This is a genomic window from Polaribacter sp. Z014, from assembly GCF_023555435.1.
Lineage (GTDB): Bacteria > Bacteroidota > Bacteroidia > Flavobacteriales > Flavobacteriaceae > Polaribacter.
The window spans coordinates 13394-29757 of the sequence record NZ_JALCZP010000030.1 but is presented as its reverse complement, the minus strand read 5'-3'; the positions used below and the strand labels follow the sequence as shown (position 1 = coordinate 29757).

Annotated in this window: 14 protein-coding genes; 6 read left to right on the top strand and 8 right to left on the bottom strand. The window is 29.2% G+C overall.

From position 1 onward, the window contains the following. Positions 1 to 203: 203 nt before the first annotated feature. Positions 204 to 1550, bottom strand: a complete 1347-nt coding sequence (locus tag MPF19_RS17740; RefSeq protein ID WP_249989632.1) for an MATE family efflux transporter — start codon at positions 1548 to 1550, stop codon at positions 204 to 206. 105 nt (positions 1551 to 1655) lie between these two features. Between MPF19_RS17740 and MPF19_RS17735 the strand changes: the two genes are divergently transcribed. The 3 genes from MPF19_RS17735 (at position 1656) to MPF19_RS17725 (ending at position 4013) form a co-directional block, all read left to right on the top strand. Beyond that, a complete protein-coding gene (locus MPF19_RS17735; protein ID WP_249989630.1) occupies positions 1656 to 2048 on the top strand; it encodes an acyl-CoA thioesterase in 393 nt (130 codons plus the stop codon). A gap of 144 nt (positions 2049 to 2192) precedes the next feature. Further along, a complete protein-coding gene (locus tag MPF19_RS17730) occupies positions 2193 to 3314 on the top strand; it encodes a DEAD/DEAH box helicase (RefSeq protein WP_203393719.1) in 1122 nt (373 codons plus the stop codon). A gap of 75 nt (positions 3315 to 3389) precedes the next feature. Further along, positions 3390 to 4013 (top strand): trimeric intracellular cation channel family protein, encoded by a 624-nt coding sequence (locus MPF19_RS17725; RefSeq protein WP_203393720.1) that lies wholly within the window; start codon positions 3390 to 3392, stop codon positions 4011 to 4013. Positions 4014 to 4150: 137 nt separating this feature from the next. On the opposite strand, the gene MPF19_RS17720 is transcribed toward MPF19_RS17725, so the two are convergent. The 5 genes from MPF19_RS17720 to MPF19_RS17700 all read right to left on the bottom strand — a co-directional run bounded on the left by MPF19_RS17720 (position 4151) and on the right by MPF19_RS17700 (position 9785). After that, the gene (locus MPF19_RS17720) at positions 4151 to 4585 is read right to left on the bottom strand and encodes a hypothetical protein (protein ID WP_203393721.1); all 435 of its coding nucleotides are present in this window, start codon (positions 4583 to 4585) and stop codon (positions 4151 to 4153) included. Positions 4586 to 4658: 73 nt separating this feature from the next. Further along, positions 4659 to 6059: a TolC family protein gene (locus MPF19_RS17715; RefSeq protein ID WP_249989628.1), complete on the bottom strand. Its 1401-nt coding sequence runs from the start codon at positions 6057 to 6059 to the stop codon at positions 4659 to 4661. 28 nt (positions 6060 to 6087) lie between these two features. Continuing rightward, positions 6088 to 7440 (bottom strand): HlyD family secretion protein, encoded by a 1353-nt coding sequence (locus tag MPF19_RS17710; RefSeq protein WP_249989626.1) that lies wholly within the window; start codon positions 7438 to 7440, stop codon positions 6088 to 6090. A gap of 6 nt (positions 7441 to 7446) precedes the next feature. Then, positions 7447 to 9111, bottom strand: coding sequence for a peptidase domain-containing ABC transporter (locus tag MPF19_RS17705; RefSeq protein ID WP_249989624.1), 1665 nt, complete (start codon positions 9109 to 9111; stop codon positions 7447 to 7449). Positions 9112 to 9113: 2 nt separating this feature from the next. Beyond that, entirely contained in the window at positions 9114 to 9785 is a 672-nt protein-coding gene (locus MPF19_RS17700; protein ID WP_249989622.1) for a TetR/AcrR family transcriptional regulator, read from the bottom strand. 418 nt (positions 9786 to 10203) lie between these two features. Here MPF19_RS17700 and MPF19_RS17695 point away from each other — a divergent pair, with 418 nt between their 5' ends. From MPF19_RS17695 to MPF19_RS17685, 3 genes are all read left to right on the top strand, one after another. After that, positions 10204 to 10656: a cold-shock protein gene (locus tag MPF19_RS17695; protein ID WP_203393726.1), complete on the top strand. Its 453-nt coding sequence runs from the start codon at positions 10204 to 10206 to the stop codon at positions 10654 to 10656. Between the two features lie 89 nt (positions 10657 to 10745). After that, on the top strand, positions 10746 to 11561 hold the full coding sequence (locus MPF19_RS17690; protein WP_203393727.1) for a helix-turn-helix domain-containing protein: 816 nt from the start codon (positions 10746 to 10748) through the stop codon (positions 11559 to 11561). A gap of 186 nt (positions 11562 to 11747) precedes the next feature. Next, positions 11748 to 14279, top strand: a complete 2532-nt coding sequence (locus MPF19_RS17685; RefSeq protein ID WP_249989619.1) for a TonB-dependent receptor — start codon at positions 11748 to 11750, stop codon at positions 14277 to 14279. Between the two features lie 121 nt (positions 14280 to 14400). Here MPF19_RS17685 and MPF19_RS17680 read toward each other — a convergent pair whose 3' ends face one another. Then, positions 14401 to 15129, bottom strand: coding sequence for a hypothetical protein (locus MPF19_RS17680; RefSeq protein WP_249989617.1), 729 nt, complete (start codon positions 15127 to 15129; stop codon positions 14401 to 14403). A 119-nt stretch (positions 15130 to 15248) separates the two neighbouring features. Beyond that, on the bottom strand, positions 15249 to 16307 hold the full coding sequence (aroB, locus tag MPF19_RS17675) for a 3-dehydroquinate synthase (RefSeq protein WP_249989615.1): 1059 nt from the start codon (positions 16305 to 16307) through the stop codon (positions 15249 to 15251). Positions 16308 to 16364: the final 57 nt, after the last annotated feature.

The following is a 16364-nucleotide window of genomic DNA, read 5'->3' as shown; positions in this document are numbered from 1 at the left end:
CAAACAGAATTATGATGAAAATTTCAAGAATTTATATGTTATAAATTAGAAAGAAAAATATTTTAAATTTTAACAAAATATAGTAGGTTTTTAACACAGATCATTTCGAAATGAGCCTTTTTAGGCTATTGACAAATCTCATAGCCTCTATAATTAAGATTCCTCTTCCTGCGTCATTCGGAATAACATCGGTATTCTCTTAACTAATCCGAGTGCTTCAAATTCTTATCAACTTCACGCTTTAAAACCAATATGGTAATAACAGTAGATAAAACATCAGCAATAGGAAAAGACCACCAAATACCACTAAGACCATAATACCTAGGTAAAAAATAAGCTAACGGAATTAAGAAAATTCCTTGTTTTAAAAGTGTTAAAAATAAAGCAGGCAATGCTTTTCCTGCTGCTTGAAAATAAGCGGAACCTATTAATTGCAAGGTAACAACAGGAGTCGCTAAAAATACAATTAGCATTGCATCTGGCGTTTTAGTAAGTAAAGTAGCATCATTGGTAAAAATCCAAATAACCTCTTCTTTAAAAAATAAGATGCAGATAAAGATAATGGTTCCTAAAACAGATCCATATAAAATAGCTTTTTTGATTGTTTCTTTAACTCTTTTATTTTTATTAGCACCAATATTATACCCTGCAACGGGCAAAAAACCTTGAGAAACTCCCATAACAGGAGAAAGAGCAAACATCATTACGCGGTTAATAATTCCAAAAATAGCTATCGATATTTCTCCTCCATATTTAAACAGAGAATAATTTAAAACAATCATCAATATACTTATTGCTCCTTGTCTAACTATAGAAACGCCTCCTAATTCTACAATTTCTCGAACAATATTAAAATCTAATTTAAAGTTTTTAGGAATAATCTTTAATTCACTTTTAGACGATAAAAAAAAGTATAAAATATACGAACCAGAACTCATAAAAGAAATCGTTGTTGCCAAACCTGCTCCCCACATTCCCCAGTTAAAATATTTGATAAATACAATATCTAAAACAATGTTTAATACGGCAGGAACCATCATTGCATACATTGCAAATTTCGGTTTTCCTTCTGCTCTAATGGTTGGGTTTCCCATCATTGCAAAGGCTAAAAATGGTACTCCGTAAATGATAACTCCAAAATATTCAGAGGCAATGGGTAAAATATCGCCTTTGGCGCCAAATAAATTTAAAATAGGTACGCTAAAAAAGTTTCCGACAGTAACAAAAAGTATTGCTAAAATAACGGTTAATGAAACCTGATTTCCAAAGGTTAAAAAAGCTTTTTCAGAATTGCCTGCGCCTAACGCTCTAGAGATTATAGAGCTTCCTCCAATTCCTATTCCCATGCCAATAGAAGAAATTAGAAAAGCAATTGGTAGCACTACCGTAATTGCAGCAATGGCTAAAACTCCAATCCATTGTCCCACAAAAATAGTATCGACAATCATATTTAAGGACATTACAAGAATCCCTATGGTCGCTGGAGCTGCTTGTTTTATTAATAAGGTACTAATTTTTTGAGTTCCTAAGTCGTTTGCTAATTCTGTCATAATATTTTGCAAATATCGATATAAAGACTAAGTTTTGCATAAATCTACGCATCAATAATTGTTATATATATCATAAAATTTTTATGTTTGCTAAAATTGATAAAAGTGGAAAATGTTTTTACATTAACAATTACCGTTTCACCCGAAGATATAGACAATTTAGAGCATGTAAATAATTTGGTCTATGTAAAATGGATGGATAAAATAGCAACAACACATTGGGCTCATTTAACTAAAGACCACCCGCTACCACAGTATGTTTGGGTAGTAATGAGGCATGAAATAGATTATTTAAAACAAGCTAGTTTAGGAGATGTAATTACCGTAAAAACTTGGGTAGGAGAAACCAAAGGGATTACTTCTGTCCGTTTTATGGAGTTTTATAAAGAGGAAAAACTATTGGTAAAAGCCAAAACAGTTTGGGCAATGTTAGATTCTAAAACTTTTAAACCAGCTAGAATTAGAGAAAATGTTTTAAAAGTATTACAGCCTATATAATGATATTTATTTAGCGACCAATTAACAAAATTTCCTTTCTTTATTATTAATTGTAGCGTTAATAATGATATACTTTTTTTTAATCCGTGCAAATTCGTGTAATTAGTGTCTATAAAGTATCTTTGCACAAAATTAAGATACAAAATGGCAACTTTTTCTTCCTTAGGAATTACCAAAGATTACATACAAGCAATTAAAGAATTAGGGATTACTACGCCTTCTGAAATTCAAGAAAAAGCGATACCAATTTTATTGGATTCGCCAACAGATTTTATTGGTTTAGCACAAACGGGTACAGGTAAAACGGCTGCTTTTGGTTTGCCAATCTTACATCATATAGATGCAAGTTCAGACAATATTCAAGCATTAATTTTATCGCCAACAAGAGAGTTGGTACAGCAAATAAAAAAGCAATTATTTAAGTTTACAAAGTTTAGTGAAGATAAAATATTTGTGGAAGCTGTTTTTGGTGGAGAAAAAATTGACAGACAAATGAATAATCTTAAGAGAACTACGCATATTGTTGTAGCAACTCCTGGTAGATTAATCGATTTAATAGAAAGAGGAAACATAGATATCAGTCATGTTAAAACAGTTGTTTTAGATGAAGCTGATGAAATGCTAAGTATGGGTTTTAAACAAGATTTAAATAGAATCTTAAAGTTTACTACTGAGGGAGACCGTAAAACATGGTTGTTTTCTGCTACAATGCCAGAAGAAATAAAAAGGATTGTAAAAACCTATATGGATTCTAATGCGCCTAGAGTAGAAATTAATAGAAGCTCTTTGGTAAATGCAAATATTCGTCATCATTTTGCTAAAACTACCATAAAAGAAAAAGCAGCAGATATTGTAACTTTCTTAGAAAAGAGACAAGACCAAAGAGGAATTATTTTCTGCAGAACAAAAGCAGGTGCGCAGAATTTAGCAGCATTTTTAATTGAAGAAGGTTTTTCTACTGCAGCTTTAGAAGGAGATATGCAACAAAAAGAACGCGATAAAGTAATGCGTGCTTTTAAGAAAGAAAATTTACAATATTTAGTTTCTACAGATGTTTCTGCACGTGGAATTGATGTTAGTGGTTTAGAATTTGTAATTCACCATCAATTACCAGAACAATTAGAATACTACACCCACAGAAGTGGTAGAACGGCAAGAGCAGGAAAAACAGGGGTTTCAATCGCTTTTATTTTACCTTCAGAAATAGTGAGAATTCATGAAATTCAGAAAGAATTAAATATTAAGTTTTCTGAAGTAACCGTATAACAAACTCTAAACCGAAGCCTTTTTAGTATAAAAACTTCGGTTTTAATACTAATCATTGTAATAAAATTGATGTAAATGGATTTCATTTATGTTTTAGATATTTTAGGAACCTTTGCTTTTGCAATTAGTGGAGCGTTGGTAGCATCTGATCAAAAGTTCGATTTATTTGGAGTCTTAATTATTGCCTTTGTAACTGCTGTTGGTGGCGGAATGTTACGCGATGTTTTAATAGATGCACATCCTATAAATTGGATTGGAGATTTAAATTATTTATACACTATTTTTATTGCCGTATTTTTAACTTTTCTTTTTAAAAGTAAAATAGCCTATTTAAGTAAAACCATGTTTTTATTTGATACCATTGGTATTAGTGTGTTTACTTTACTAGGTTTAGAGAAAGGACTAGAATTTAATTTACATCCAATTATTGCCTTGATAATGGGAATGATTTCGGCTGTTTTTGGAGGTGTTTTAAGAGACGTTTTAACAAATAAAATTCCGTTAATTTTTGAAAAAGAAATTTATGCTTCTGCTTGTTTAGCGGGTGGAATTACATATTTAATTTTAAATGAATTGAATGTACAAGAAAATATTATTTTTATTATTTCAGCTGCTGTAATTATTGTTATTAGAGGTGTTGCAGTCAAATTTCATTTACAGTTGCCTAAAATTAAAGACGATTTATTTGGAAAAAATTAAGAGATGAAGCCATAGAAATTAAAGGAAAAGAAAAACTAGCTTGTGCAGCAGAATTACTTGCTGCCTTTTTTGAATAAGAAAGAGTTGTCTAAAAGGTAAATATTTTTCTGTTCATACAAAGACGTATTTTTTATCTATTACGTTAAAATGCCATCATCTGCACATTTTTTAGAAAACCAAAATAGAAACACAGAAAATAGAGGAATCATAATTAACATAGTATAATCCATAGAACCATACAATTCTTTTCCAGGGTTCAAAAATGCATTATAAGTTGACTGCAGTAATACAGCGATTAATCCAATAAGGAAAAATGTTTTTGCTAATTTCTTCTTGAAGAATAAAAAAACACAAGCAAATACGGATGAAAATACTGCAATTGCAAAAGCAGCCATTACCCAAGAAGGTGTATTGTATATTAAATCTAATTGTTCTTCAGAATACATTAATTTAAAACGCTCGGTTTGGTATGCTTGATTTAAATAACCATGTACACCCATAGCACTCCAAATGAATCCAATAACAGCTATAATCCAAAAAGCTTTACTTGGTTTGTTTGGGTTCTTTTTCATACCTCCGTTTTAAGTTTTTTATCAATTTACTAAATGTACTAAAAAAGCTTGTATAACGTGAGGGTGCAAGGTTTTATTCTGCGATAGAAATAACAGTTGCTTTAAATAAACTTGCTTTGGTTTTAAAGAAAGTATTTTCTAAATCAATTGCTTTTAGTTTGGCTTCAATCAATTTAACCTCTCTATAATTAACTAAGAAAAGTGAGCTTTCTCCTAAGAAAAACTTACGATCTTCTGCTTTTAACATGGTTCCATAATCGTGAACAATATCCGTTGTTAAACTATTTTGTAAAACATAAGAAGCTAATTCTTGTTGAATAGCATTGACTTTGTTTTTAATAGCAATTTTTGCAACTTCGTTTTCAAATTTTTTGTCTTGAAGCTTAATTTTGGAAAGTTTAAAATCTCCTCTTTCTTTTCTTAGAAATAAAGGAACTTTAAAATTAATTCCTGCTTTATAGTTTTGTGTGTTTAAAGAGTTTATTTGATTTCCGTTTTCCGTTAAAAAATTATATTGAACATCTAATTTGGGAAGTAAATTATTCATTTTTAAATTTCTATCAATACGTAAGCTCTTTATTTTATATTCTAAAGATTTAATTTTAGGGTGGTTATTAATATCAAAATTTGCATTATTAAATAAAGCAATTTTAAAAGTTTTATCTATATTATTAATGGTGTTTATATCAGGGATAATAGTTTCTTGTAATTCTACAGGAGTGTTATCATTCAACCATAAAAAATTAGATAATTCTAAAGAAGATTTTACTAATTTAATTCTAGATTTCTCTAAATTTAGTTTTCTGTTTTTTAATGTAATTCCTGCCTCTGTAGTATCTATAGCTGGTTTTTCTCCTTCTAAAAAAGCCGTTTTGGTAGCTTTAAAACGAATTTGTGCATTGCTTAAAAACTCTTTATAAACGCTGTTTTGAAGATATGTTTTTAACCAATTAAAATAAGAAAGAGAGGCATTATATACTATTTCATTCACCAGAATCTGTTGGTCTTCTTTTGCTTGGTTTAAAAAGTATTTAGCTTGTTTTAAAGAAGCCATTCTTGTATTTATTAAAAGACCTTTTAATAAAGAAACAGAAATCCCTGCACTATATAAACCATTTTCAGGAACTGTGTTTTCCGGATTTAAATAATAACCATCATTGTTTTCAAAATTTGCTTTAAACTCAATTCCGTAATACGTTGGTATTTTAAAAGCAGCATTTAATTTATTGTAATACTCTTTTTCTTTAAACTGTTTTTTATTAAAATCTACTTCAATTTTTGGATCAAAAGCACCTCTAGCTTTCAGTAATTTAGCTTCACTTTCATTGATAACAAGATTCGCTTGTTTTACAATCGGATGATAGTTTTTTACATAACCTAAGTATTCCGACAGTGTCATTACAGAAGTTACATTTTCTTGTGCAAAATACCCAGAAGTAAAAAATAAGAAGGATATTAAAATATATTTTTTCATAATAATGTGTCGAATAAACAAATTGATATTATTTTTTCTTAGTATCACTTTTTGTTCCTTTTGGTTGATAATAGTTAGGAGGGAAGCTGTTTAATTGTCTCCAAATTTCAAAATAAATAGGTACATCTTCTAAAAGTGCAATTGTTTTAGCGCCAGAACCAATTCTAATGGCTTCTGGCCAATTATCTGCTGTAGTATCAGGAGCAAGTAAAACTCTATATTTACCATTACTACTAATAAAATTTTCTATAGCAATAACTGTTGCACCATAGGTTCCGTAAGACGCATTAGGCCAACCACTAAATACAATTGCTGGCCAACCATCAAACTGAATACGCATTTTTTCGCCTATATGTAATAAAGGTAAGTCAATTGGTCTTACAAAGGTTTCTACTGCTAAATCGTACTTTTCTGGCATAATACCAACAAGATCTTCTCCTTCTTTAAAAGTACCTCCAATTCCGCCTTTTATAGCTTTATTTATAAAGCCATTTTGTGGTGCCGTAATAAATAATAAACTATTTCTAACACTATAATTACTTCTACTATTTTCTAATTTAGATACTTGTGCTTTGGCATCAAAACCACTTGATTGTGCAGTATACATATCACTTTGTGATTTAGAAATTTTATCGGTATAGGTTGCATTTATTCTAGATAACTCTAGTTTTGCATTTAAAATATTGTTTCTACTTGCCAATAATTTATTTTCTTGTGAAATTAATTTAGCTTGTGTAGCCTGCAGTTTTATTCTTTTTTCCTCAACATCTTTAACTGCCTTTAATCCTTCTTCTTGCAATGTTTTTGTTCTGTTGTATTGTGTTTCTGCAATTGTAATATTGGTCTTAGCGGCTTCAAAATCGATACTATCACTTTTTACCTTTAATTTAGATTGTAATAATTTATTTTTTGTCTGCTCCATTTTTAGTTTCTGTTCTTGTTTAAGAGCATTAACTTGTCTTTTTAAAGCAGCTACTTTACCTTGGTATGCAGCTACGGAAGAGGATTTTGCATTAATTTGATCGCTTGTTCTTTCAATTAAACGATTGTCAAAATAATCACTTTTAACTTCAGAAATCCTTAAAATAGTATCTCCTTTTTTTACAAAGTCCCCTTCTGTTACAAACCATTCTTCTATTCTACCAGGAATTTGAGATTGAATTGTTTGTGGTCTTTGGTTTGGTGTTAAAGTGGTTACTAAACCTTGGCCAGTTATATTTTGTGTCCAAGGTAAAAAGAGCGCAATAAAACCTATAATAGCAAACGCCAAAAGAAATTTATTAAAAGCCTTGTAGTATTTTTTTGTAAAAATATTCTTGCCAGATTTAAACGCTGTTAAATCAACAGTTTTGTGTAATTGGTTGTTAGATATATTTAACATCGTTCCTTATTTTATTGATTTAATTTCACCTTTTTCTAACGTAATTGTTTCATTACATTGAATTCTCCAGCTCTTTTTACTACTCACTACAATTAAAGCCCAAGGTCTTTTAATATCTGTTAAATAGTTAATGATACGAACTGTTTCTTCTAAATTAAATTGATCTAGAGGGTCTTCTAAGATCATTATTTTAGGTTGTTTAATAATGGCTCTTGCTAAAATTAATTTCTTAGCAATGGTATAAGACATTTGTTTCCCTTCGGGATATAAAACAGTTTCTAACCCCTTAGGTTGTTCTTTTAAGAATTGCGTTAAACCAACAATTTCTAATGCATCATATATAATATCATCTTTAATATTTTTATCACCAAAAACTAAATTGTTTCTAATACTGCCCTCAAATGGTGTTTCGTCTGATAAGGATAAACCTAATTGAGACCGATAATGATTTAGGTGTAGGCTGGTTAATGATAAATTATTGATATAAATATTACCAGCAATTGGCTCTATCACTCCAGAGATTAAACGTAATAAAGTAGACTTACCTGCACCACTTTCTCCCATTACTAAAATTCTACTTTTTGGTTTTAGGGTGAGTGAAATATTTTTAATAATGTGTTTTTCTCTATTTTCTACGCCAAAAGAAACACCATCTAATTCAACTGTTAAGCCTTCTTTAAAGATAGGTCTTTCTCCTTCTTGAGGTTCTAGCTCTTTGTCTACAACTTGTCCTATTTTTTCTATGGATGTTAGTACGTCATAAAAAGACTCTAAACCTATAATTAGTTTTTCTACAGACTGAATTACCAAAAGAATAATGATTTCTGCAGCAACAAATTGTCCAATATTCATTTCCTGATTTAAAACCAAAGCACCACCAATTAGTAATAAACTAGCAGTTACAATTACCTTAAAACCTATCATTTGAATAAACTGTAACATTAATATTTTAAAATGATTTTCTCTTGCATCTAAATATTGACTCACTAAGTCATCATTTTTCTGAAGGGCTAAACTAGTGTTACCAGATAATTTAAAACTAACTACGGTTCTTGCAACTTCTTGTATCCAATGGGCTACTTTGTACTTTTTTTTAGATTCTATTAAACTAGTTTCTAATCCTTTTTGAGCCGTAAATTTAAAAACGATATAAATTAAAAGTAATAACAGAATACCAAATACAATAAAAAAAGAATGGTAAAATGATAACAAAATCAATGCAAAAATAATTTGCAGAAGTGCTGTGGGTACATCAATTAATATTTTAGACAATCCTTTTTGTATGGTTATTGTATCAAAAAAACGGTTGGCTAATTCTGGAGGATAATTATCACGCAGTTCATTCATTTTAATTTTTGGAAAACGAAAACTTAGTTCAAAAGAAGCTCGTGTAAAAATTCTTTGTTGAATGGTTTCTATAATTCTTAATTGCATTAATTGCAATGCCCCAGAAAAAATAACACCAATGGTTACTATAATTACTAGCACCACCCAAGAAGTAGAGATTTGAGCACCCTGTATTAAATTTATAATTGCCTGAATACCTAAGGGTAGCGACAAAGCTACAATACCACCAAAGATTGCGTAATAAAATATTTGAAAGATGTCTTTTCTTTCTAGTTCTAATAAACCAACAAATCTTTGCCACGGAGTTAATTGTTTGTTTGCCATATTTATTTGATTGTATTTTTAACTAAGTGAATAAAAAAATTATTGGGTGTTTCTCCGGGGTTACTGTTGGTAATTAAAGGAAAATGTTCTTTAAGAAACTGTTGATGTAAATTACCTTCTATTACGGTACTGGCTAAGCTTAATGCAAAAGGGTATTTATTATTAACATCCAATATCATATTGCTAATTCTTGTAATTATTCTCTTGTAAACCTCAAAATATCCTTCTAAATTATCTGTATCTACTTCTTTTGTTAAAAAAGATTTAGAACTTTCATTGATAATAATCTTGTATAAGAGGGTTTCGTTTATATGTGAAAAATTAGTGTCTTCTTTTATAGTTCTTGTAATTACATGTATTGCTTTTTCTAATTTTTCATTATTATTAGAAATACTAAAAGTTTCAAGAACTAATTGATACTCTAGCCATGCCCAATACCAGGAGGATAGATATAAAAGTAGCTTATGTTTACTCTCAAAATATCTATAAATAGAACTCTCATTAGATCCTATTTTAGTGCCTAACTTTTTAAAGTTATAAGCTTCAAAACCAATTTCATGAATTAATATAATACTATGCTCTATAATTTTCTTCCCTAAAACCGAAGTTTCTGGGTCTTTGATAAAAATTTTATCGGGTACAGATATTTTTAAGAATGATAATAAGTTTTTCATAATAAATTTTACATTGCAAATATAATAGTATTACTATTATAAAAGTATGTTTTACTATTTTTTATTAGTCAGTAGAAAAACTTTATTAAAATTAGATTCGGTTTTCAATCAATTTGAAAGAAGAAAATAAAGGCGTAACAGGTAATTCTTATTATATAGTAACTTAATTTTTTTTATGATGATGTTAATTTTAGTGGTATTTGCTTTCTTGTCTTTTTCTATGTTGATGATTTTACTAAATAAATCTTTCTTAAACGTCTAACAATTTTGAAAACTTTTAAATTTGTCGTATCTTTGCGCCACTAAGAAAAAATACACTCCTCTAAATACACTAGTTAGCGTTAGTTTGATTTCGAATTTCCAGTCAGGTATTTTCTCTTTTCAGAAATATTAATTTAAAAAAACTCTTATATTTTTAATGGCAAAATCGCAGCAAACCTTTAGTAAAAGTGAAAAAGAAAAAAAACGTTTAAAAAAACGTTTAGATAAGCAAAAGAAAATGGACGCTAGAAAAGCGAACAAAGATGAAAATGGATCAACAGGTATCCAATTTGCTTATGTAGATCATAATGGAAATTTAACAGATACTCCACCAGATCCAGATTTAAAAGTTGAATATGAATTGGAAGATATTCAGATTTCAGTAACCAAAAAAGAAGATTTACCAGAAGAAGATCCTGTAAGAAAAGGAAAAGTTTCTTTCTTTGATTCTTCTAAAGGTTTTGGTTTTATTATCGACTTAGAAAATAACGAAAAATATTTTACACACGTAAGTGGTTTAATAGATGAAATTGCAGAAAACGACAAAGTTTCTTTCGAATTAGAAAGAGGAATGCGTGGTATGAATGCAGTAAAAGTTAAAAAAGTTTAATACTTTACTAACTTTATAAAAAATGAATCCTTCTGAAAAGAAGGATTTTTTTTTGTAGTATTTTTATAACTGATTAAAAAAATATGTTGATGACGGATAAAATTGATACCTATAATAAAATATCGGAATACAATGACATTAAAATAGAAGAGTTTGATGTTACAAAACGTTACACTAAGCCTCATAAGCACAATAAGTATTTAGAAATTGTTTATTTTATAAAAGGGGCAGGTTTTCATCATGTAGATTTAAAGAGTTATAAAATAAAACCAGCAACGGTTTTTGTGATTAAAAGAGATGAAGTGCATCATTGGGAAATAACAACCAAACCAAAAGGGTATGTAATTATTATTAAAGAAGACTTTTTACAAAAAACCTTAGATAAATTTATAAATTATCAGCTTTTAAAATTACAGCATAAGTCCAAAATAAAATTAACTAAAAAAGATATTTCATTAAATGCTCTTTTTAAATCATTGGCTTGGGAAAAGAAGCAAGAAGTTGTAAATAGAGAAGCTATAGAAGGTGGTTTAAAAGCTTTGTTTTCTAAGTTAGTGGCGTATGCTCAAGTAAAAAAAGTAGAAAGTACAGACTTAGTATTACTTTTTACTAATATTTTATCTCATACATTAAAAAACAATGTAAACTTTTATGCCGAGAATTTAAATACTACGTCTCAAAATTTAAATGCAATTTGTAGAAAAGAATATGCTAAGTCTGCTTCAGATATAATTGCAGATCACATTATTAAAGAGGTTAAAAGGCGTTTATTATATACTAATGAGGCAATTAGCGATATTGCCTACAGTTTAGAATTTAAAGACACCTCTCATTTCACCAAATATTTTAAGCGTTATGTGGGTGAGACTCCCAAGCAGTTTAAATTACAAAACAAAACTACTTAGACCGCTAAATTTTCAAATAGACCATTTTAAAACTAAATTCTAAAGTATTTTTGTAAGAAATTATTTAGGATAATATCTAGATGATTTTTTGAATAAAAACCAAATCAATTAAACCTTTTTCATTTATTTAGTCTAACCACTTAATAATTATTTAACCAATATTATAACTTAGAAAAACTCATTTCAATGAATTTAAAAAAATGTACATTTTTATTACTGACGCTTATTATAAGTCAGTTTGCAACCGCTCAATTAACAGGGAAAATTATTGATGCAGAAGACAATTATCCGTTAGAATATGCAACAGTAGCTTTGTATCAAACAAATAATAAAACACTTGTAACCGGTGTTGTAACAGATAATAAGGGGAGGTTTTCTATAGGAAATATAAAACCAGGAAATTATTATTTAGAAGCTTCTTTTATTGGCTATAAAGTAAATAAAATTGCTTCTTTTAATCTTAAGAATAGAAGTGAAAAAAAAGATATAGGAACTATTAAATTAGTTTTAGGCTCAGGAAATGAGTTGAATGAAGTCGTTGTAAGATCGGAAAAAGCAGCAGTGGTGCATAAGATTGATAGACAGGTTTTTGATACTAAGAAATACCAAAGTACTGTTGGAGGTAATGCCGTAGATGTGGTTAAAAATTTACCTTCTATCACTGTAGATGGTTTAGGAGATATTAGTGTAAGAGGTAGTAAAGGTTTTACGGTTTTAATCAACGGGAAACCAACGCAGGGTGATGCAAGTAGCATTTTAGCACAATTACCAGCAAATGCTTTAGAAAGTGTAGAGTTAATTACAGCACCTTCTGCCAAATATGATCCTGAAGGAAAAGGTGGAATTTTAAATATTATCACTAAAAAAGGAGCCATTAACGGAACCTTTGCACAGATTAATGTTCGTGGCGGATTTCCTTCTATAGAAGAATATGACACTAAAAAAGCAGCTCAAAGATATGGAATAGACGCAACTGTTAATAAAAGAACAGATAATTGGAATATTTCTGTAGGTGCTAGTTACCAAAGAAATGATAAAACGGGTAGAAGAGAAGGAGAGATGTTTATAGTAAATACTCCAGAAAATAAAACCACTATATTACCTTCGGATGGTGAACGTAGTTTTGATGAGATTACATATAATGGTCGTTTTAACGTAGATTACACTCCAAATGAAAAAGACACCTATTCTATTGGTCTTTTTGCAGGCAAGCGTACTAAAGAGCGTTTAGCGGATATTGTGTATTTTGATAATCATGCAGTATCTCCAATAGGTACAGATAATCGTCAATATACTTTTACATATTACAATCACAATTTAAGAATTAGAAAAGGAGATTTTGCTTTAGGTAGTTTTGATTATTCACATAAATTTGATAATGCTTCAAAATTATCGGCTTCTATTTTATATGAATATACTTTTTTAGGAGGACCAACAGAAAATGACAATTTAGGAAACCCAGATAATACGATAGTATATCAACAAGAATACAATACCAACGATAATCCGTTGTACGGAACTCGTTTTAATTTAGATTACCAATGGAAACCTTTTTCTTTTGGAACTTTAGAAACAGGATATCAATATAGAGATTTAGACCATACAGGGAAGTTTGTGTATGAAAGAGACAATATTGATGGGGCAGGTATGCAGCCAGTTGATGAATTTTCTAGTGATGTAAGCTTAAAAAGAACCATTCATTCTGGTTATGCACAGGTAACAGGTTCTAAAAGTAAATGGGATTATAATGCTGGAGTTCGTTTAGAATCTATGGATAGAGTGTATAAAGAGGCTTTAAGGAGTGAAGCAAATGAAAATGTATATGATTATGATTTTGTTAAGTTGTTTCCTTCAGCATCTTTACAATATAAGATTAATGACAAAACGAATATAAAAACAGCTTATAGTAAAAGAGTAGAAAGAACTACAACTTTTAAAATGAACAGTTTTGCAGAACGTGAGCATTCAGAGGTTTTTGAACAAGGAGATAACACGTTATTACCAGAATTTATAGATTTAGTAGAATTAGGAATTACTAAAAAATTAGAAAAAGGAAACTCTGTGTATGCAACGGCTTATTTTAGACATGTAGATAATGTTATTAACCGTGTAAATACGTTGGCTTACGAGCAAAGTGGAGCAATAATAGATAGTGTAATTAATAGAGTGTTTTCTAACGTAGGTAAAAGTAATGCAATTGGTTTAGAAATTGGAGCTACTATTAAACCAACAGAAAATTGGACCAACTCGTTTGGTGCCAATGTGTATAATTATGCCATTGATGGTGTTTTAAAATTTAAACACAGAGACGGAATTAATAGACAATATGATGTTGATTCTAAATCTACCATTTATTCTTTTAATTTAAATTCTACCTATAATTTCTGGGAAAATGCTTCTTTACAATTTACCTTTAATTATTTGTCTGATAGAAATACAGCGATGGGAGAAGATTCTCGTTTTTACTCTCCGAATTTAACTTTTAGAAAAAAGTTTATGGATGATAAGTTAACAGCTACTTTACAATGGCAAAATATGGATATGGGCTTGTTAAATACGAATGAGCAGCGTATATCAACATCTGGAAGTAATTTTTATACGAGTACAAACTATAAATATGAAGTAGATATGGTTTCTTTAAACTTATCTTATACGTTTAATGCAGCTAAAAATAAATCTAAGTTTATTGATAGTGAATTTGGTAAGAAAGAATTTTAAAGCATAGATTATAAATATGTAGTCCCTTCAGGTTTTTTATATCTGAAGGGGCTTTTTTCTTAAAGTTATTTTATAAAGCTATTAAGTGTTTCAACGTAATTAAAATCTGAATAAAAGATGTTTAGTATTTATTTTCTTTACGATTTTTTCTACGGATTCTTTCAGTCCTTCTCTTATTCCAAATCTCTTTAATAGCACTCTTTTTTTGATCTCTAACACTTTTAATTTTAAGCCCTTTTAAACTATAGGTTTCTTCTGGTAGTTTATAATAGCTTATTTGGGTAGCAGTAACAGTGTATGTGCCTAGTTTACTGTCTTCATCAAAATATTTCAACAAAAAACCATCAACATAAAAGTCGTTTACATAACCTAAGCCAATATCATTTGTAGTAATTATTTCTCTTGTAATTGTCTCTTTACTTTTATTATTGGTAAGGATAAGGTTGTAGACATTCGTATTAAAGTTTAATAGTTTCTCTTGTTCGTTATCTAATTTGTTTAGTGTTTTTTCTAGCGGTCTAAAGTTACTAGCAGAAGCAATTTTAAGATGGACACTTTTATAACAATCATATTTTATCTCTTTATTATAATCAAATAGCACAAAAGTTTCAGCATCAAAAGTGTTTCTAATTGTTTTCTCTATGAGTTTATCTTTATTAAAAATAACAATAATTTCCTTAATTAAATGAGGTGAGTTTTGTTGTCTTATGCTGAGCTTATTGTCGTATTCTACTTTGTAAGTGATAATTACATCATTTAATATATCTGTATGATTTGGATGTCTCCATTGAGAGTTTGCAGAAAAAAATGAACAAAAAAAGGAAATTAAGATGTAGGTTTTTTTATTCATATCCAATTGTACTTATAAAATATAAATATAGTAAACTTAATAGACCTTTCAATTTTTATGTTGAAAGGTCTTTTTAATGTCTTGGTTCTTGTTTCTAAAAGCGAAGCAATCTAAAAACCTTAAAGATTATAAAACTCCATACTTTCAATAATCAAATCTTCGGGTACTTTACAGTCAATTTTGTAATCTTGATAATCGTTTAATAAAACAAAATTTACTTGTCCGTTTACGTTTTTCTTATCGTGTTTTAGTAATTCCATTATGTCAGAGAAATCTTCTTTCAAAAGATTTACTTTGTTATAAATAGATAAAACAACCTCTTTAACTTCGCTTACTTTTTCAGTAGGAAAACCTAATAATTTAGATGACATAAAACATTCACAAACCATTCCAATAGCAATAGCTTCACCATGAGTTAGGTTTTCTTTGTCTTCAGATTCTAGGTAAAAAGACTCAATTGCATGCCCTAATGTATGACCGAAATTTAAAATTTTTCGCAAGCTTTGTTCCTTCGGATCTTGTAATACAACTTCATTTTTTATTTCTATAGAGCGATGTATTAAATCACTTATAACTAAGTTTTTATTATTTTTTATTTCTTTAAAAAGTTTAAGATCGTAAGTAATGCCGTATTTCAGAATTTCTGCGGTTCCAGATTTAATTTCTCTAGTAGAAACGGTTGTTAAATAATCAGTATCTACAATTACCATTTCTGGGTTTGCAAACAATCCAATTTGGTTTTTTAGCACGCCTAAATCAACTCCGGTTTTTCCTCCAACAGAAGCATCAACCATAGATAATAATGTTGTTGGTATGTTTACAAAGGCTATTCCACGTTTAAAACAAGAGGCAACAAAACCTCCTAAATCTGTAATAACACCACCTCCTAAAGTAATCAGTAAACTTTTTCTATCACCACCTAATTCGGTAATAGCATTCCAAACTCCAATGCAAGTTTCTATGTTTTTATTGATCTCTCCAGACTCAATTTCTATCACTTCAATGCGTTTGTCTGTTTCTAAATTTCTAATAAATTTAGGATAACAATGCTCCATTGTATTTTCATCTACCAAAATAAAAAGTGTAGAATAGTTGTTTTTTGCAATTAAACTAGAAAGTTCTTTGTATGCTTTGTCCTGAAAATTAACAGGATATGTTACTGCTTGAATCGATTTCATTGGTAAATTATTAAGTGTGCAAATTAAAAATAATTTATTCAATTATTGCCATTCAAA